The sequence below is a fragment of the Mesorhizobium sp. ZC-5 genome, assembly GCF_025753855.1.
Taxonomy (GTDB): Bacteria; Pseudomonadota; Alphaproteobacteria; order Rhizobiales; family Rhizobiaceae; genus Neomesorhizobium.
In genome coordinates this window covers 551,948-569,437 of record NZ_JAOWPT010000004.1, presented here as the reverse complement: position 1 = coordinate 569,437, position 17,490 = coordinate 551,948, and the positions used below count along the sequence as shown (strand labels likewise).

Here is a 17,490-nt window from a genome sequence, read left to right as displayed (position 1 = left end):
TCTGTCAGTCCAGCGAGCGCTTCGGGTGGCCCTCATAGGCCCAGAGCCATTCGCGCGGCAACGGGCCCTTGTTGCGGTCCGGCTGCTGCGATTGCTCCCAGGCATGCGCGAGGATGCCGACGGAGCGCGACAGCACGAACAGGCCGCGCGTCAGCGGCGGCGGAAATCCGAGTTCGCCGTAGATTACCGCCGTGGCGCCGTCGATGTTGAGCGGGATTTTCTTGCCCTTGCGCCGCGCGACCTCGGCTTCGACCGCCTCGGCGATGGTGCCGAAACGCCCGTCGATGACACCGCGTGCGGCGAATTCGCGGACCAGTTCCAACAGGCGTGGGGCGCGCGGATCGACCGGATGGAAGCGGTGCCCGAGGCCCGGCACGTAACCCTTCTCCTCGGCGAAGAATTTTTCGATCCGCGCCGAGACCGCTTCTTCCAGCGAACGCCCTTCGTCCATCGCCGCTGCGATATCGCCGAAGAAGCTCAGCGCCTGTTCACCGGCGCCGCCGTGCACGTCGCCCAGGACGTTGATGGCCGAGGCCATGGCGCTGTTGATGCCGACGCCGCAGGTGGCGGCCATGCGAGCAATCGCGATCGACGGCGCCTGCGGCCCGTGGTCGACGGCGGCACCCAGCGCGATGCCGAGCAGTTCGGCCTGCTCCTCGGTCGGCAGGTCGCCGCGCAGCATCAGCCAGATCATCGCGGGGAAGCTGACGCGGCCGATCAGATCCTGGATCTCGTAGCCGCGCAGGCGGATCATGCCGGGGCGCATCTCGATGATCTCTGTCGACCACCATTCCTCGCCGCGTTCCCGGCCGGTCTTTTTCTCCGTGCCGCTCATGCGCTTGCCTTGACCTTGGGACGTGGAGGCAGGCCAGAGAACACGTCTTCCATGTGCTCACCCAGGACGGGTGGCGGCGATTTAGGCAGCGGCGCGACACCGTCGACCAGGAAGCCGCCGCGCACCACCGTCAGCGGCTCGTCGCGCCCGGCGACGCCGGAAAAGCTTGCCGTCACACTGCGCTCGCGAACCTGCTGCTCGTCCAGGACCTGCGGGATGGTGAGCACACGGCCGGCCGGCACTCCGGCGCGGTTGAATTTTTCCTCCCAGACCGCGGCCGGCGTCGTGGCCAGCGCCTCCTCGATCAAAAGCTTGAGTTCGGTGCGGTGGCGCTTGCGCGTTTCGCGTTCGGCGAAACGCTCGTCCGTCGCAAGTTCCGGCCTGCCGACGAGATTGCAAAGCGTGACGAACTGTTCCTGCTTGTTGGCGGCGATGTTCAGCAGGCCGTCCGCCGTTCGAAAGGTGCCGGAGGGCGCGGCGGTCATATTCTCGTTGCCCATCGGGCGTGGGTCGACGCCGGCGCTCAGATAGTTCGAAACCGGCCAGCCGAGCGCGGAAAGCGTGCATTCCAGCATCGAGACATCGAGGAACGTGCCTTCGCCGCTGGTCTTCTGGCGCACGAGCGCCGCCGCCACTGCGAAAGCGCCGACCAGCCCGCCGAGCGTATCGGCAACCGGGTAGCCGACACGCAGCGGTGCGGTTTCCGGCGTGCCGGTAATGCTCATGATGCCGGAAAGGCCCTGGATGATCTGGTCGTAGGCCGGGTTGTCGCGCATCGGTCCGGTCTGCCCGAAGCCGGAAATGGCGCAGTAGACCAGCCCCGGCCGGATTTCCTTCAGCTTTTCATAGCCGAGACCGAGGCGGTTCATCACGCCCGGGCGAAAATTCTCCACCAGGGCGTCAGCGCTGGCGACGAGGTCGAGGAATTTTTCCCGGTCGGCTTCCTTCTTCAGGTCGAGCACTACGGAGCGCTTGCCGGCGTTCTGGGCAAGAAACGACGCTCCCATGCCGGCCTTGTTCAGTTCGGCCGATGCGCCGAGTTGGCGGGCGAGATCGCCGCCCGCCGGTGTTTCGACCTTGATCACATCGGCGCCAAGCAGCGCCAGCTGGTAGGCGCAATAAGGCCCGGCCAGGACGTTGGTCAGGTCGAGGACACGAATGCCCGAAAGGAGCTCAGCCACTCGTAATCCCCTGGGTTCAAGCGTCGCCGGGCACGTGTTCGGGACCGCGCACGCGCCGGCGCTCGATGGAGCTGTAGATACGCGGCGCGAGCAGTCCGATGACCGCGAGCGACAGCAATGTCAGCGACAGCGGGTGTGTGTAGAAGACCGACCAGTCGCCATTGGAGATGGTCATCGCCCGGCGGAACTGAGTTTCCGCCATCGGCCCGAGGATCATGCCGATGATCACCGGAGCGGTCGGAAAGTCGAACCGCCGCATCAGGAAACCGACGCCGCCGAGCAGATAGAGGATGACCAGATCGATCGGCGACTGCGAGATGCCGTAGGTGCCGACGGTGGCGAACACCAGGATGCCGGCATAGAGCTGCGGGGCGGGGATCTTCAGTAGCCGGACCCACAATCCGATCAGCGGCAGGTTGAGGATGACCAGAATGACGTTGGCGATGAACAGGCTGGCGATCAGGCCCCACACAAGACTTGACTGTGTCGTCAAAAGCAGCGGGCCGGGGTTGATGCCATAGCTCTGGAAGGCCGACAGCATGATGGCGGCGGTCGCCGAGGTCGGCAGGCCGAGCGTCAGCATCGGCACCAGCACGCCCGCCGCCGAGGCATTGTTGGCGGCCTCGGGACCGGCAACGCCTTCGATTGCGCCGGTGGTGCCGAATTCTTCCTTGTGCTTCGAAAGCTTCTTCTCGATCGCATAGGAGAGGAAGGTCGGGATTTCGGCGCCGCCGGCCGGCATCGAGCCGATCGGGAAGCCGATGAGGGCGCCGCGGATCCAGGCTTTCCACGAACGGCCCCATTCGGCTGCCGTCATGTAGAGCGAACCTTTCAGCGGAACGATCTCGTCCTTGCCCGCATAACGCCGGGAGGCGACGTAGAGCGTCTCGCCGACGGCGAACAGGCCGACGGCCGCGATGATGACGTCGACGCCGTCGAGGAGTTCGCTCATGCCGAAGGTGAAACGCGGCTGGCCGGTTTGCAGGTCGACCCCGATCATTCCGATGAAGAAGCCGATGAACAGGGAGGTGAGTCCGCGTACCGACGAGGAGCCGAGGACGGCGGAGACCATGATGAAGGCCAGCACCATCAGGGAAAAATATTCGGCCGGACCGAAAGCGAGCGCGAAGCCCACCACCACCGGTGCAAGGAAGGCGACGCCGGCCGTGCCGATGGTGCCGGCAACGAACGAGCCGATCGCCGAAGTGGCGAGGGCGGCGCCGCCACGGCCCGAACGGGCCATCTTGTTGCCTTCCAGCGCGGTGACGATGGTGGCGCTTTCGCCGGGCGTGTTGAGCAGGATCGAGGTGGTCGAGCCGCCGTACATGGCGCCGTAGTAGATGCCGGCGAAAAGAATGAACGAGGCTTCGGGCGCAACCTGGTAGGTGATCGGCAGCAGCAGTGCGATGGTCAGTGCCGGCCCGAGACCGGGGAGCACGCCGATGGCGGTGCCGAGCGTCGTGCCGAGCAGGCACCACAACAGATTGGTCGGCGTGAAGGCGACGGAGAAGCCGTGAGCGAGCTGGTTGAGCGTGTCCATGGCGTCAGGCTCCGAACCAGTTGGTGATGATGGCGATTGCGGAATTCAACTGGTTTTCGATGAAGCCGGCGCCGATGTTGACGCCGAGCGCCTTGGCGAAGCCGAAATACGCCGCCAGCGCCGGGATTATTCCGATCAGGGCATCGCGCAGGGGTTTCTTGCTGCCGAAGCCGTAGCAGACAAGCACGAACATGATGACCGAGGCGGCCGTGAAGCCAAGCGGCTTGATCAGCGCGAGATTGGCGATGAGCCCGGCAATCACGAAGCCCATCGATTTCCAGTCGGAAGGGGTGTCCTTTTCGTCGTCCGGCTGCCAGCCGCCGCGCACCGCGGCAATTACAAGAAGCACGGCGAGCACGGCGAGGCCGACCGCTGTCATATACGGGAAGACCGTCGGCCCGACCTTCGAGTAAAGCGGCGAAACCGGTATAGCCAAAGTCTGCCACAGAACCGCTCCGGCGCAGGCCAGAAGTCCGATGCCGATCAACAATTCCGGCAGGGCAGGGCGTGGAGCGGCTGCCTGCTCGTCGCTGGTGCTCATGTGATCCCTCCCGAGTGAGCTTTCGCCTCTTTGCCCGCCTTGCGTCTCGTGACCGCGCGTGAACGGGCTGTCCACGCGAAGCCACGATTCGTCAGATAACGGGCGGCTTGCGGCCGCCCATTATTCATCCTCAAGCGAGGCCGAGATCCTTCAGGATGCCCTCGATACGGGCGGTGTCCTCAGTCAGGAATTTCGCGTACTCGTCGCCGGTCAGGAGGATCGGCGTCCAGTTGCGGTTCTTGCATTCGGTCGCCCAGGATTCGCTGGCGGCCATCTTTTCGACGAGCGCGATCATCGCCGCCTTGTCTTCATCCGAGACAGCCGGAGGAGCGAAGACGCCGCGCCAGTTGAACAGCTCGACGTCGATGCCGGCTTCCTTCATGGTCGGCGCGTCGATGCCGTCCTGGCGCTTGTCGGCCGAGATGGCGAGAAGCCTCAGAGCCCCCGCCTTCACCTGTTCGGCGAACTCGCCGTAGCCCGAAATGCCGGCGGCTACCTGGTTGCCGAGCAGAGCGGCGAGCGCTTCGCCGCCGCCTGCAAACGGTACGTAGGACAATTTGGTCGCTTCGACGCCCGCCGTCTTGGCGATCAAGCCGAACAGGATATGGTCGGAACCGCCTGCCGAACCGCCGGCCACCGGAACCTTGGTCGGGTCGGCCTTCAGCGCCGCGACGAAATCGGCGGCGGTCTGGAACGGCGAAGCGGCGGGCACGACGAGTGCCTCGAATTCGCCGGTGAGGCGGGCGATCGGCGTCACTTCGCTGAGGTTATTCGCCGATTTGTTGGCAATGATGGCGCCGACCATGACCATGCCGCCCACCATCAGCGAATTACCCTTGCCGTTCCACTGGCTGATGAATTGCGGCAGGCCGACGGTGCCACCGGCGCCGCCGACATTGGTGATCTGTGCGCCGGAAATGAGCTTCTCGTTGCGCAGCACCTGCTCCATGGTGCGCGCGGTCTGGTCCCAGCCGCCCCCGGGTGCCGCCGGGACGAACAGCGCAAGTTGCGGTGCTTCCTGCGCTAGAGCGGCGGAAAACGGAAATGCGGTCAGGGCGGCACTTGCCACCGCTGTGTTCATCAAGAATTCGCGTCTGCTCAGCATGTTATTCCTCCCAATCGCGACACCTGCCCCGGTGCCTACCGGATATGCCTGCTCCCAGGCACATCAACGCACTGATGCCAACTACAGGCCGTTCTGTCAAGTAAAACGGTATTCTGCTAGACAGAACGCTCCTTCTCGGCCAATATCAGCCGTGCACATCCACAATTGCAGGGTTTTGGGACCGTGTCATCCGCAATAGAACAATCGGACGAACCTACTCCAGCGGCGGATGGGGTGGCCGCGCTCGACCGCGCGATTTCCATACTGAATGTCTTCACGACGGCTGACAGGTCGCTCAGTCTCGCCGAGATCGCGGCGCGAACCGGCTTCTACAAGAGCACGATTCTGCGGCTGTCCGGTTCGCTGATTAGGGGGCAGTTGCTGGAAAGGCTTGATGACGGCCGTTATCGGATCGGTCCCGCGGCGTTCCGGCTCGGTGCCCTCTACCAGCGGTCCTTCGTCGCCATGGATGTGCTACTTCCGGTGATGCGCGATCTTTCCGACCTCAGCCTGGAAAGTGTCGCCTTCTACGTGCGGTCGGGCGACATGCGGACCTGCCTCTACCGGATCGAATCCAAGCATGCGATCCGCTACATGGTGCGCGAAGGCGATGTGCTGCCCCTGCTTGCCGGTTCAGGAGGGCGGGTGCTTGCGGCGTTTTCCGGTGCCGAGGGCGAGCCTTATGAGACGATTCGCCGGACCTATCACTATGTGTCGCTTGGCGACCGCGATCCGGAGACAGCTGGCATTTCGGCGCCGGTGTTCGGGCCGGGCAGGGCGCTGATCGGCGCGCTCACGCTTGCCGGCCCGCGCTCGCGCGTCGATGCCTCATTCCTAGCCCGGATGGCGCGCCCTTTGCTGGAAGCGTCGGTGCGCGCGACCCGCGGCTTCGGCGAAGATGCTTCGGCGATCGAGCGTGCCGCCAGCCCGCTGGCCTGAGCCGGCAGAAGGAAATTATCAGGCAGCCGACCTGTCGAACCGGCGCGCGTCGGCGACTATGGCGCGGGCCATCGCGTCGGCGATGAAGTTGGGGCCTTCGCCGCTGGTTTCGGCGGCGTCGAACACGGCAGCAAGCCGCTCCGGGATGCGGCGCACGCGCTCGTCGACTGCCGTGGTCGTCTCGTTCATGTGCTCGGCGACGACGTTGATGATGCCGCCGGCATTCACCAGGTAGTCGGGAGCGTAGAGGATGCCGCGCGCCGAGAGCCGGCGGCCGTCTTCCGGCGTCGCGAGCTGGTTGTTGGCGCCGCCGCACACCACCTTGGCCTTGAGGCCGGCGATCGAACGCTCGTTGAGGATGGCGCCCAGCGCGCATGGCGCCACGATGTCCACTTCCGTCGCAAGCAGTTCCTCCGGGGAGACGAGGACCGCGCCGTAGAGATGCGCTGCCTTGGCCGCGCGCTCCGCCGAGCCGTCGGCGACGACGAGGTTGGCGCCTTCCTGATGCAGCAGATGGCAGAGCTCCATGCCGACATTGCCGACACCCTGGACGGCCACGGTCTTGCCGGCGAGGCGTCCGCCGAGACGGCGCTCCGCCGCATGCCGCATCGAAAGGAACACGCCGAGCGCGGTCCACGGCGACGGGTCGCCGCCGGCGCTGCTGCCCTCGGAGGGCAGTCCGGCGACATGCCGGGTCACCGAGCGGACGGCCTGCATGTCGGAAACCAGCGTGCCGACGTCTTCGGCGGTGACATAGGCGCCGCCGAGGCTGTCCACGGCCTTGCCGAACGCCTTGAAAAGGGCGGTGCGGTGGAATTCGCCTGCAGGACGCAGGATGACGGCCTTGCCGCCGCCGAAGGGCAGGCCGGCCAGTGCGTTCTTGTAGGTCATGCCGGCGGCAAGCCGCATCGCGTCGGTGGTGGCGTCGTTGCGATCGGCGTAGGTCCAGAAACGGCACCCGCCGGCTGCAGGCCCAAGCGCGGTCGAGTGCAGGACCACGATTGCCTCGAGGCCGGTTGCCGGATCCTCGAAGAAGCTTACCTTTTCAGGTTGGGTGATGCTGGAAACGGCGGCCATCAGGTCCTCCACGATGAACACGGCTATGATTGCTAGAATTGTAATCACCGGATGTGGAAATTTCATGCCTATTATATTGCCAAACGCATAATTCAGCGCATAAATGGACCCGACCATCCACAAATGGGGAATAATCAATGCCGGACGATCTCGACGATTTCGACCGCCGCATCCTCGGGCTGATGCAGGAGGACGCTTCCCGCTCCACCGCGGAAATCGCCGACTTGGTCGGCATTTCGCAATCGCCCTGCTGGCGGCGCATCCAGCGGCTCAAGGACGAAGGCTATATCAACCGGCAGGTCGCCATCGTCGACCGCCGCAAGGTTGGGCTCAACGCCCAGGTCTTCGCGCTGGTGAAGCTGACCATGCATGGCCGCCAGAACCTCGACGAATTCGCCGGCCGAATACGTGGCTTTCCTGAGGTCCTTGAATGCCACGTCCTGATGGGGACGTTCGACTTCCTGATCCGCGTCGTCACCGCCGACATCGACGCCTACCATTCGTTCTTCTTCGAAAAACTCAGCAGGCTGCCGGGAGTGCAGGAGGTGAATTCGGTCATCTCGCTCTCGGAAATCAAGTCGACGACGGCGCTGCCCCTATGAGACGCCGGTGTCCCAATCCGAGGTGCTTGACCGTGACGGTTGAATGTAATTGGCTCCACGGGCTGCCTTGTCGGCAAGCCAAGAATAAAATCGGGAAGGGAAGCACATGACCGAGAACACTCCGTTGCGGTTTCACGTGCCCGAGCCGGAAGTCCGTCCCGGCGGCACCCCGGATTTCTCGAAAGTGCCGATTCCCAAGGCCGGCTCGGTCGAGCGCCCGCCGGTCGATGTCGATCCGCGTTCCATCCGCGACATGGCCTATTCGATCATCCGCGTGCTCAACCGGGAGGGCGAGGCGGTCGGCCCGTGGGCGGGAACGCTGAGCGACGAGGAACTCGCCGAGGGTCTTCGCCACATGATGACGCTCAGGACCTTCGACGTGCGCATGCAGATGGCGCAGCGGCAGGGCAAGACATCCTTCTACATGCAGCATATGGGCGAGGAGGCGGTGAGCTGCGCGTTCCGCCGTGCGCTCGAACCCGGCGACATGAATTTCCCGACCTACCGGCAAGCCGGCCTGCTGATTGCGGCCGACTACCCGATGGTCGAGATGATGAACCAGAACTACTCGAACGAACTCGACCCGCTGAAGGGCCGCCAGCTCCCCGTCCTCTATTCCTCGAAGGAATACGGCTTCTTCACCGTCTCCGGCAATCTCGGCACCCAATTCGTGCAGGCGGTGGGCTGGGCAATGGCCTCGGCGATCAAGGGCGACACCAAAATCGCCGCCGGCTGGATCGGTGACGGCTCGACCGCGGAAAGCGATTTTCACGCAGCGCTGGTTTTTGCCTCGACATACCGGGCGCCCGTCGTGCTCAACATCGTCAACAACCAGTGGGCGATCTCGACCTTCCAGGGCATTGCCCGCGGCGGTTCGGGAACCTTCGCCGCGCGTGGCTTGGGTTTCGGCATTCCGGCGCTGCGGGTCGACGGAAACGACTACCTCGCCGTCCATGCCGTCGCCAAATGGGCGGTGGAGCGGGCACGCAGGAATCTCGGGCCGACGCTGGTCGAATATGTGACCTATCGGGTCGGCGCGCATTCGACCTCCGACGATCCGTCGGCCTACCGGCCGAAGACAGAGTCGGAGGCCTGGCCGCTTGGCGATCCGGTGATCCGGCTGAAAAACCATCTGATCGCCAAAGGCTTGTGGTCCGAAGAGCGCCACAAGCAGGCGGAGGCTGAAATTTTGGACACGGTGATTTCGGCGCAAAAGGAAGCTGAAAAGCACGGCACGCTGCATGCCGGCGGCAGGCCGTCGGCGCGCGATATGTTCGAGGGCGTTTATGCCGAGATGCCACCGCATCTGCGCCGCCAGCGCCAGCAGGCGGGAGTGTAGCCCCATGCCACGCATGACCATGATTGAGGCCATTCGCGGCGCCATGGATGTGTCCATGGAGCGCGACGACAACGTCGTCGTCTTCGGCGAGGACGTCGGCTATTTCGGCGGTGTCTTCCGCTGCACGCAGGGACTGCAGCAAAAATACGGCACCAGCCGCTGCTTCGATGCGCCGATCAGCGAACTCGGCATCGTCGGCACGGCGATCGGCATGGCGGCCTACGGTTTGCGGCCGTGCGTGGAGGTGCAGTTCGCCGACTACGTCTACCCGGCCTACGATCAGATCGTCTCGGAGGCCGCCAGGCTGCGCTACCGTTCCAATGGCGGCTTCACCTGTCCGATCGTCATCCGCATGCCGACCGGCGGCGGTATTTTCGGCGGCCAAACGCACAGCCAGAGCCCGGAAGCGCTTTTCACGCATGTTTCCGGCCTGAAAGTCGTGGTGCCGTCCAATCCACACGACGCCAAAGGCCTGCTCATCTCATCGATCGAGGATCCCGACCCGGTAATCTTCCTCGAGCCGAAGCGGCTCTACAACGGGCCTTTCGACGGCCACCACGACCGGCCGGTGACGCCATGGTCGAAACACGAACTCGGCGAGGTGCCAGAAGGCCATTTTACCGTGCCGCTCGGCAAGGCGGTGGTGCGCCGGCCCGGTGCTGCCCTCACCATTCTCGCCTACGGTACGATGGTCTACGTCGCCGAGGCGGCCGCCGCCGAGACCGGCATCGATGCCGAGGTGATCGATCTCAGGACGCTGTTGCCGCTCGACCTCGAAACCATCGTCGCTTCGGTCAAGAAGACCGGCCGCTGCGTGGTCGTGCACGAAGCGACGCTGACGTCCGGTTTCGGCGCCGAACTTGCGGCGCTGGTGCAGGAAAACTGTTTCTTCCATCTCGAAGCGCCGGTGGCGCGCGTTGCCGGCTGGGACACGCCCTATCCGCATGCGCAGGAGTGGGATTATTTCCCCGGGCCAGCGCGTGTCGGCCGGGCCTTGCTCGAAACCATGGAGGCCTGATCATGGGCGAGCATGTCATAAAGCTCCCGGATGTCGGTGAAGGCGTTGCCGAGGCTGAACTCGTTGAGTGGCACGTCAAGGTTGGCGACCTCGTGCGCGAGGACACTGTCCTGGCGGCGGTGATGACCGACAAGGCGACCGTCGAGATCCCGTCGCCGGTTGACGGCGAAATCCTCTGGCTGGGCGCGGAGATCGGCGACACGGTGCCGGTCGGTTCGCCGCTGATCCGGCTCAAGGTGGAAGGCGAGGGGAATTTCAAAGAGGGTGAGGCAGCGCCGGCGAAGGCCGAATCGAAGCCTACGTCGGAGAAGCAGGACACCCCCACCCCTAGCCCCTCCCCTCAAGGGGGAGGGGGACAACTCGCCGCTTCCGCTTCAAAAAGCGAGAGGCAAAAGGCCGCTACGGGCGAGGAAAAAGTGCAAACCGAATCCCCCTCCCCCTTGAGGGGAGGGGCTAGGGGTGGGGGTACAAAGGTTCCCGCCATCACCGGCGCGCCGCGCCCCGAAGGCGAAAGGCCGCTCGCATCGCCGGCCGTTCGGCTGCGGGCGAAGGAAGCCGGTATCGATCTTCGCCAGGTTGCCGGCAGCGGTCCCGCTGGTCGCATCAGCCACGAGGACGTCGAGGCCTTCATCGCGCGCGGCCCGCAGGCGGCGCGGGCTTCCGGTCTTGCCGAGAACTATTCGGTCGAGGACATCAAGGTCATCGGCTTGCGTCGCAGAATCGCGGAAAAGATGGCGCTGTCGAAGTCGCGCATCCCGCACATCACCTATGTCGAGGAGGTCGACGTGACCGCGCTGGAGGAGCTGCGCGCGGCGCTCAACAAGGAAAAGCGCGCCGACCGGCCGAAGCTCACCATGCTGCCGTTCCTGATGCGGGCGATGGTGAAGGCGATCGGCGAGCAGCCGAACCTCAATTCGCTCTACGACGACGATGCCGGTGTCATCCACCAGCACGGCGGCATCCATATCGGCATCGCCGCGCAGACGCCGACGGGCCTCGTGGTTCCCGTGGTCAAGCACGCCGAAGCGCGCGATCTGTGGGATTGCGGCGCCGAGGTCAACCGGCTGGCTGAAGCGGCCAAGAAGGGCACTGCCACTCGCGAGGAACTATCCGGCTCGACCATCACCATCACCTCGCTCGGCGCCATGGGCGGCATCGCCACGACACCGGTCATCAATTATCCGGAAGTAGCGATTGTCGGCGTCAACAAGATGATGGTGCGGCCGATGTGGGACGGCACCCAGTTCGTCCCGCGCAAGATGATGAACCTCTCCTCCAGCTTCGACCACCGCGTGATCGACGGCTGGGACGCGGCGGTGTTCGTGCAGCGCATCAAGACGCTGCTGGAAACACCCGCATTGATTTTTGTCGAAAGCTGAGCCGATGAAAGAGATTTCCTGCAAGCTCCTCGTCATCGGCGCCGGCCCGGGCGGTTATGTCTGCGCCATTCGCGCGGGCCAACTCGGCGTTGACACGGTGATCGTGGAGAAGGGCAAGCCGGGTGGCACCTGCCTCAATGTCGGCTGCATCCCGTCCAAGGCGCTGATCCACGCCGCCGAGGAATATGAGCAGGCCGTGCACATGGCCGAAGGTAAGAGCCCGCTCGGCATTTCGGTGCAGAAGCCGGTGCTCGATCTCGGCAAGACGGTTGCCTGGAAAGACGGCATCGTCGGCCGCCTCAACAGCGGCGTCTCCGGCCTGTTGAAGAAGGCAAAAGTGAAGATCGTCGAGGGCACGGCGAAATTCCGCGACGGCAAGACGGTCGAGGTGGAAACCGAAACCGGATTGCAGGTGATCCGGGCCGAGATGATCGTGATCGCCACCGGCTCGGCTCCGGTCGAGCTGCCGTTCCTGCCGTTCGGCGGTTCCGTGATCTCCTCGACTGAAGCGCTGGCGCTGCAGAAAGTGCCGGAAAAGCTTGCCGTGGTCGGCGGCGGTTATATCGGCCTCGAACTCGGTATCGCGCTGGCCAAGATGGGCGCGAAGGTAGCGGTGGTGGAGGCGGAAGCACGCATCCTGCCGCAATATGACGCCGAACTCACCCGCCCGGTCGCCAAGCGGCTCGCCGAACTCGGCATCGAAGTGCTGACCGGAGCGAAAGCCAAAGGACTGGCCTCAAAGGGCAGCGCCTTGGTGATCGAAACGGCGGATGGAGGGGAGGAAAAGATCGCCGCCGACAAGATCCTCGTTACCGTCGGCCGAAAGCCGGTCACCGAGGGGTGGGGCCGTGAGGAGATCGACCTCGACATGGCCGGAAAATTCATCCGCATCGACGACCAGTGCCGCACCTCGATGCGCGGCGTTTATGCCATCGGCGACGTCACCGGCGAGCCGATGCTGGCCCATCGCGCCATGGCGCAGGGCGAAATGGTCGCGGAAATCGCCGCCGGCCACAAGCGCAGCTGGGACAAGCGCAGCATTCCCGCCGTCTGCTTCACCGATCCGGAGATCGTCACCGCAGGCCTGTCGCCCGATGAGGCGCGGGAGCAAGGACGCGAAGTGAAGATCGGCATTTTCCCGTTCCAGGCCAACGGGCGCGCCATGACCATGCTTGGGGAAAGCGGCTTCGTGCGTGTCGTCGCGCGCGCCGACAATCATCTGGTGCTCGGCATCCAGGCGGTCGGCCACGGCGTTTCCGAACTCTCGACTGCCTTCGGCCTGGCGCTCGAAATGGGCGCACGGCTGGAAGATATCGCCGGCACCATCCATGCGCATCCGACGCAAGGGGAGGGCTTTCAGGAAGCCGCCCTCAAGGCGCTCGGCCACGCGCTGCATATCTGATTTGCCATTACAGCGGTCGCGGTCATATCTCGTCGAATCGGCCGCCTTCACGTGAAGGATGGCGGCTGATCGCCGCTTCCTCGGCGTCGTCCGGCAGCGCTTCGTCGCTCTCCTGATACGGATTGTCGTCGTCGTCGATCTCGTCCTCGGCCTCCTGTTCCTCGATCTCCTCGATGTGAGCGAGGACATCTTCGTTTGGGAGGTCTGCCTCGACGCCGCTGTCGGTCGGACGGCTCCGATCTTCCAGATCGTCGCGCTCCGGTGCGGGGTCGCGGTCGGTTCCATAAGGCTTGCGGTTATCGTTCATGGTGAGGCGCTCCTTTTCCACCGGGATAACGGGGTCGGCGTGCGCCGGTTGCAGTCTGGAACGGTAGAAAACGGCCTGTGGCGCTGACACTGACAACGGATTGGGCAAAGGTTGCGGACCGATTGCACAAGGAGCCGCGGCCAAAATGCCGATTTCGCATCCATCTCCGGGCACCTCCGCCGCCAGCGATATCGACGGGCGGTATGCGTGGACGCGGCTCTTCATCTCGACGGTGCTGGCGACGATCGGCGGCGCCGGCATGTGGGCCGTCGTCGTCGTGCTGCCCTCGGTGCAGGCCGAATTCGGTGTCGATCGGGCCGACGCGTCGCTGCCCTACACGATGACGATGCTCGGTTTCGCGCTGGGCAACGTCGTCATCGGCCGCTCCATCGATCGGCTCGGCTTCGTCCTGCCGGCGCTCATCGGCGCTCTGATGCTCGGCGCGGGTTTCATTCTCGCGGCGCTGGCCGGGTCGATCACCCAGTTCTCGATCGTCCAGGGTCTTTTGATCGGCATCGGATCGTCGGCGACCTTCGGCCCGCTGATCGCCGATATCTCGCATTGGTTTGTCAAGCGCCGCGGCATCGCGGTGGCGACCGCAGCGTCGGGCAATTATCTCGCCGGCGCGCTGTGGCCGGTCGCCATGCCGCCCTTCATCCTGTCGGAGGGGTGGCGTACCACCTACATCGGCATCGGGGTCATTTGCCTCGTCACCATGCTGCCGCTGCTCCTGATGCTGCGCCGCAAGCTGCCGCGCGAATTGCTGGCCGGCGGCGCCGGCGCCAAGGCGATCCTTACCCAGCCGATCGGCGTGTCGCCCGGCCTGTTGCAGGCGATGCTGGTGGTTGCGGGCCTGGGCTGCTGCGTTGCCATGTCGATGCCACAGGTGCACATCGTCGCCTACTGCATGGATCTCGGCTATGGCGTCGCCCGCGGCGCCGAAATGCTGTCGGTCATGCTGGCCGCCGGCGTCGTCAGCCGGCTGGCATCCGGGTTTCTTGCCGACCGCATCGGCGGCATCAAGACACTTCTCCTCGGCTCGGTGCTGCAATGCCTGGCGCTGTTCTTCTACATTCCCTTCGATGGTCTGGCGTCGCTCTACATCGTGTCGCTGGTCTTCGGCCTGTCGCAAGGCGGCATCGTGCCCTGCTACGCCATTATCGTCAGGGAATACATGCCGGCATCGGAAGCGGGACGGCGCGTCGGCACCGTGGTGATGGCGACGATCCTCGGCATGGCGCTGGGCGGCTGGATGTCCGGCTGGATTTATGACCTGACCGGCTCCTACGCCATGGCGTTCCTCAATGGCATCGCCTGGAACCTGCTCAACATCGCCGTCATGGTCTTTCTGCTGTTGCGCTCGAACAAGGCAAGCCGTGTCCGCTTCGGCCGACCGGCGGAACAAGCCTGAACGCTCTCGCAGCGCTTGGACCTACCAATCGCCATTAACTGCGCCAGCAGCGTGTTTGTAATCTGCAAACAGAGCCGCTTTACAAACCGCGCCGGCAATCACAGTATCGAGGCTTCATCCGGCAAGCCTGCCGGAGAAAATACGCTGCAAGTAGCTAGGGTTATAGGGAGGTATTCACATGCGTAGCGTCAATCGCAAACTTTTTGCCGCGTCGGTCGCTGGCATCGCCATGCTGGCGGCGTCGGCCGCGCAGGCAGCCGACGTCAAGATAGGCTTCCTCGGCGGTTTCACCGGGCCGATCGAAAGCCTGGTGCCACCAATCCACGCCGGCGCCGAACTGGCGGTCAAGCAGGTCAACGAACAGGGTGGCATCCTGGACGGCGGCAAGCTGACCATGGTGCAGGGTGATTCGACCTGCGCAGACGCCACCGCTGCATCCAATGCCGCCGACCGCATGGTCAATGCGGAAAAGGTCGTGGCGCTGGTCGGCCCGCTCTGCTCGGGCGAAACCATCGCCGCCGCCAACAGCGCGGCCATTCCGGGCGGTGTCGTCATCGTCTCGCCGGCCGCCACCTCGCCGGCGCTGACCAGCATCGACGACAAGGATCTTCTGTTCCGCACGACGCCGTCGGATGCCTACAGCGGCGACGTGCTGGCCAAGATCCTGAAGACCAAGGGCGTCAACAGCATCGCTATCACCTACGTCAACAACGACTACGGCAAGGGTTTCGCCGAAGCGCTCGACGCCGCCTTCAAGAAGGAAGGCGGCACTGTCGCCGCCAAGGAAGCGCATGAAGACGGCAAGGCTGACTACCGCGCCGAGCTCGGCTCTCTGGCTTCGGCCGGCGCCGACATGCTGGTGGTGCTCGCCTATGCCGACGGCTCCGGCCAGACGGTCATCCGGCAGGCTCTCGAAGGCGGCGACTTCTCCAAGTTCGCCGGCGGTGACGGCATGATCAGCGACTCGCTGGTCAAGAACATCGGTGAAGGCAAGCTCGACGGTTTCATCGGCACCAAGATCGGCCGCTCCGAAACGCCGGGCACGGCGAAGTACGCCGAACTTGCGAAGGCCGCTGGCCTCGATCCGGCAGCCTCGTTCGGCCCGCAGGCCTATGACGCTGCCTTCCTGTTGGCACTGGCCATCCAGAAGAACGGCAGCGACAGCCGCGAAGGCGTCTCGAAGGCGCTGCGCGAGGTCGCGTCCGCTCCTGGCGAGGCGATCTATCCGGGCGAATGGGAGAAGGCCGTCAAGCTGATCGCCGCAGGCACGGACATCAACTACGAAGGCGCTTCCGGTGCCCAGGAGTTCGATGCGGCGGGCGACGTGCCGGGCGTCATCATCGAGGTGGTCATTGAAGGCCCTGGCTTCAAGGAAGTCGGCCAGGTCAACTGATCCGGTTCCAGTAGAAACGAATGCAAGAGCCCGGCGGGAAACCGCCGGGTTCTTTGTTTTGGTGGCGCCGATCCGGCGGTCGGGCAGGACCAGCGGTTGAGATACCGAACATGGAAATCAAATAGTATTGACTAATGAATGAGTATGCACTAATGATTTGCCCATGATCGAAGCCACCCCCATCGACGCTGTCATGCGCGCACTTGCCGATCCCACGCGACGGACCGTGTTCGAGCGGGTGGTCGGGTCCGACGAGATTACCGTGGTCGAGCTGACGCGGGGGAGCGGGGTGACGCAGGGCGCGATCTCCCAACACCTCAAATCATTGAAGCAGGCCGGCCTGGTGGCCGAGCGCCCCGAGGGCCGGAACGTCTATTACCGCGCCCGACCCGAGGGCCTTGGGCCGCTCGTCGATTGGATGGGCCACTACGGCGTCTTCTGGCGCGAGCGGTTCGCCAACCTCCGAACCCTTCTGAAGGAAATCGATCCATGAGCAACGCCGCATTGAAACCCGACACGCAAGACATTGTAGTTGACGAGATCTTCCCGCATGCGCCAGAGACGATCTGGAAAACGCTGACAACCGGTGAACTGATTGCACGTTGGCTGATGGCGCCGACAGGCTTCGAGCCTGTCGAGGGCAAGCGCTTCACGTACCAGACCATCCCTGCCGGCGCCTGGGATGGCACCATTCACTGCCAGGTGCTGGAGGTAATACCGAACGAGCGCTTCTCCTACGCCTGGAATGGCGGACACGAGGGAAATGTCGGATACGGCTCACAGCTGGATACGGTCGTCACATGGAGCCTTTCCCGGGTGACAAACGGCACGCGCGTCCGCCTTGTCCATTCAGGCTTCGTGACCCCCAAAAACGATACGGCTTTCAAGAACATGAGCGAAGGCTGGAAGAAGGTTGTTCACCGCCTTGGCGACTTCACCGACCATCAGGACTGACGCGATCGAGAAGATCGCCTTCAGGCCAACAGCACATCACAGGAGAAAGACATGACCAAGGCCTATACGGGCGGGTGCGCTTGCGGCGCGATCCGCTATGAAATCTCTGGCGAACCGGTGGCGGCGGTCGACTGCCAGTGTCGCCAGTGCCAGCACCAGACTGGCGCCGGCCACGCATCATACCTGACCTTCGCCGGCGCCAGCCGGAAGATCGAAGGCAAAGCGAAAACCTGGGAAGTGGTTGGCGATGGCGGAACCGTCAAAAGTTGCGCCTTCTGCGCCACGTGCGGGTCGCCGGTGTATATAGCGTTTCCGGCCAATCCCGATGTTATCGCCGTGCGCGCGGGCAGCCTCGACGATCCGAGCCGGTACGCGCCGCAATTCGTTACTTGGCACGCTGCCGGTCACGCCTGGGACCACCTCGACCCAGCCCTGCCGAAATTCGACCGGATGCCGCCGGCGTGACG

18 protein-coding genes are annotated in these 17,490 nt (G+C 64.3%); 11 read left to right on the top strand and 7 right to left on the bottom strand.

Annotated elements, in window-relative coordinates:
* Window positions 1-4 precede the first annotated feature (4 nt).
* The 5 genes from OHD58_RS14895 to OHD58_RS14875 form a co-directional block, all read right to left on the bottom strand.
* Window positions 5-835 carry a citryl-CoA lyase gene (locus OHD58_RS14895; protein WP_263804174.1) on the bottom strand — a complete coding sequence of 277 codons (831 nt, stop codon included), beginning with the start codon at window positions 833-835 and terminating at the stop codon, window positions 5-7.
* Window positions 832-2,016 (bottom strand): CaiB/BaiF CoA transferase family protein, encoded by a 1,185-nt coding sequence (locus OHD58_RS14890; protein ID WP_263804173.1) that lies wholly within the window; start codon window positions 2,014-2,016, stop codon window positions 832-834. Before OHD58_RS14890 ends, OHD58_RS14895 begins: the two co-directional genes overlap by 4 nt.
* 16 nt (window positions 2,017-2,032) lie before the next feature.
* A complete protein-coding gene (locus OHD58_RS14885; protein WP_263804172.1) occupies window positions 2,033-3,556 on the bottom strand; it encodes a tripartite tricarboxylate transporter permease in 1,524 nt (507 codons plus the stop codon).
* Between the two features lie 4 nt (window positions 3,557-3,560).
* Window positions 3,561-4,097: a tripartite tricarboxylate transporter TctB family protein gene (locus OHD58_RS14880; RefSeq protein ID WP_263804171.1), complete on the bottom strand. Its 537-nt coding sequence runs from the start codon at window positions 4,095-4,097 to the stop codon at window positions 3,561-3,563.
* A gap of 130 nt (window positions 4,098-4,227) precedes the next feature.
* Window positions 4,228-5,202, bottom strand: a complete 975-nt coding sequence (locus OHD58_RS14875) for a Bug family tripartite tricarboxylate transporter substrate binding protein (protein WP_263804170.1) — start codon at window positions 5,200-5,202, stop codon at window positions 4,228-4,230.
* 234 nt (window positions 5,203-5,436) lie between these two features.
* On the opposite strand from OHD58_RS14875, the gene OHD58_RS14870 reads away from it, so the two are divergent.
* Window positions 5,437-6,141: an IclR family transcriptional regulator gene (locus OHD58_RS14870; protein ID WP_263804169.1), complete on the top strand. Its 705-nt coding sequence runs from the start codon at window positions 5,437-5,439 to the stop codon at window positions 6,139-6,141.
* 18 nt (window positions 6,142-6,159) lie between these two features.
* Here the strand turns inward: OHD58_RS14870 and OHD58_RS14865 are convergent, their stop codons facing one another.
* A complete protein-coding gene (locus OHD58_RS14865; RefSeq protein ID WP_263804168.1) occupies window positions 6,160-7,218 on the bottom strand; it encodes a Glu/Leu/Phe/Val family dehydrogenase in 1,059 nt (352 codons plus the stop codon).
* A gap of 137 nt (window positions 7,219-7,355) precedes the next feature.
* Here OHD58_RS14865 and OHD58_RS14860 point away from each other — a divergent pair, with 137 nt between their 5' ends.
* The 5 genes from OHD58_RS14860 (at window position 7,356) to lpdA (ending at window position 12,958) form a co-directional block, all read left to right on the top strand.
* A complete protein-coding gene (locus tag OHD58_RS14860; RefSeq protein WP_263804167.1) occupies window positions 7,356-7,820 on the top strand; it encodes an Lrp/AsnC family transcriptional regulator in 465 nt (154 codons plus the stop codon).
* A gap of 106 nt (window positions 7,821-7,926) precedes the next feature.
* The gene (locus OHD58_RS14855; protein WP_263804166.1) at window positions 7,927-9,159 is read left to right on the top strand and encodes a 3-methyl-2-oxobutanoate dehydrogenase (2-methylpropanoyl-transferring) subunit alpha; all 1,233 of its coding nucleotides are present in this window, start codon (window positions 7,927-7,929) and stop codon (window positions 9,157-9,159) included.
* A 4-nt stretch (window positions 9,160-9,163) separates the two neighbouring features.
* On the top strand, window positions 9,164-10,177 hold the full coding sequence (locus OHD58_RS14850) for an alpha-ketoacid dehydrogenase subunit beta (RefSeq protein ID WP_263804165.1): 1,014 nt from the start codon (window positions 9,164-9,166) through the stop codon (window positions 10,175-10,177).
* A 2-nt stretch (window positions 10,178-10,179) separates the two neighbouring features.
* Entirely contained in the window at window positions 10,180-11,556 is a 1,377-nt protein-coding gene (locus OHD58_RS14845) for a dihydrolipoamide acetyltransferase family protein (protein ID WP_263804164.1), read from the top strand.
* Window positions 11,557-11,560: 4 nt separating this feature from the next.
* Window positions 11,561-12,958, top strand: coding sequence for a dihydrolipoyl dehydrogenase (gene lpdA, locus OHD58_RS14840; RefSeq protein WP_263804163.1), 1,398 nt, complete (start codon window positions 11,561-11,563; stop codon window positions 12,956-12,958).
* A gap of 22 nt (window positions 12,959-12,980) precedes the next feature.
* Here the strand turns inward: lpdA and OHD58_RS14835 are convergent, their stop codons facing one another.
* On the bottom strand, window positions 12,981-13,265 hold the full coding sequence (locus OHD58_RS14835) for a hypothetical protein (RefSeq protein ID WP_263804162.1): 285 nt from the start codon (window positions 13,263-13,265) through the stop codon (window positions 12,981-12,983).
* A gap of 145 nt (window positions 13,266-13,410) precedes the next feature.
* Between OHD58_RS14835 and OHD58_RS14830 the strand changes: the two genes are divergently transcribed.
* From OHD58_RS14830 to OHD58_RS14810, 5 genes are all read left to right on the top strand, one after another.
* On the top strand, window positions 13,411-14,676 hold the full coding sequence (locus tag OHD58_RS14830; protein WP_263804161.1) for an MFS transporter: 1,266 nt from the start codon (window positions 13,411-13,413) through the stop codon (window positions 14,674-14,676).
* A gap of 178 nt (window positions 14,677-14,854) precedes the next feature.
* Window positions 14,855-16,069, top strand: coding sequence for an ABC transporter substrate-binding protein (locus OHD58_RS14825; protein WP_263804160.1), 1,215 nt, complete (start codon window positions 14,855-14,857; stop codon window positions 16,067-16,069).
* A 163-nt stretch (window positions 16,070-16,232) separates the two neighbouring features.
* A complete protein-coding gene (locus OHD58_RS14820) occupies window positions 16,233-16,562 on the top strand; it encodes an ArsR/SmtB family transcription factor (protein WP_263804159.1) in 330 nt (109 codons plus the stop codon).
* The gene (locus OHD58_RS14815) at window positions 16,559-17,023 is read left to right on the top strand and encodes an SRPBCC family protein (RefSeq protein WP_263804158.1); all 465 of its coding nucleotides are present in this window, start codon (window positions 16,559-16,561) and stop codon (window positions 17,021-17,023) included. The genes OHD58_RS14820 and OHD58_RS14815 overlap by 4 nt, the downstream gene beginning before the upstream one ends.
* A 51-nt stretch (window positions 17,024-17,074) precedes the next feature.
* A complete protein-coding gene (locus OHD58_RS14810) occupies window positions 17,075-17,488 on the top strand; it encodes a GFA family protein (RefSeq protein ID WP_263804157.1) in 414 nt (137 codons plus the stop codon).
* Window positions 17,489-17,490: the final 2 nt, after the last annotated feature.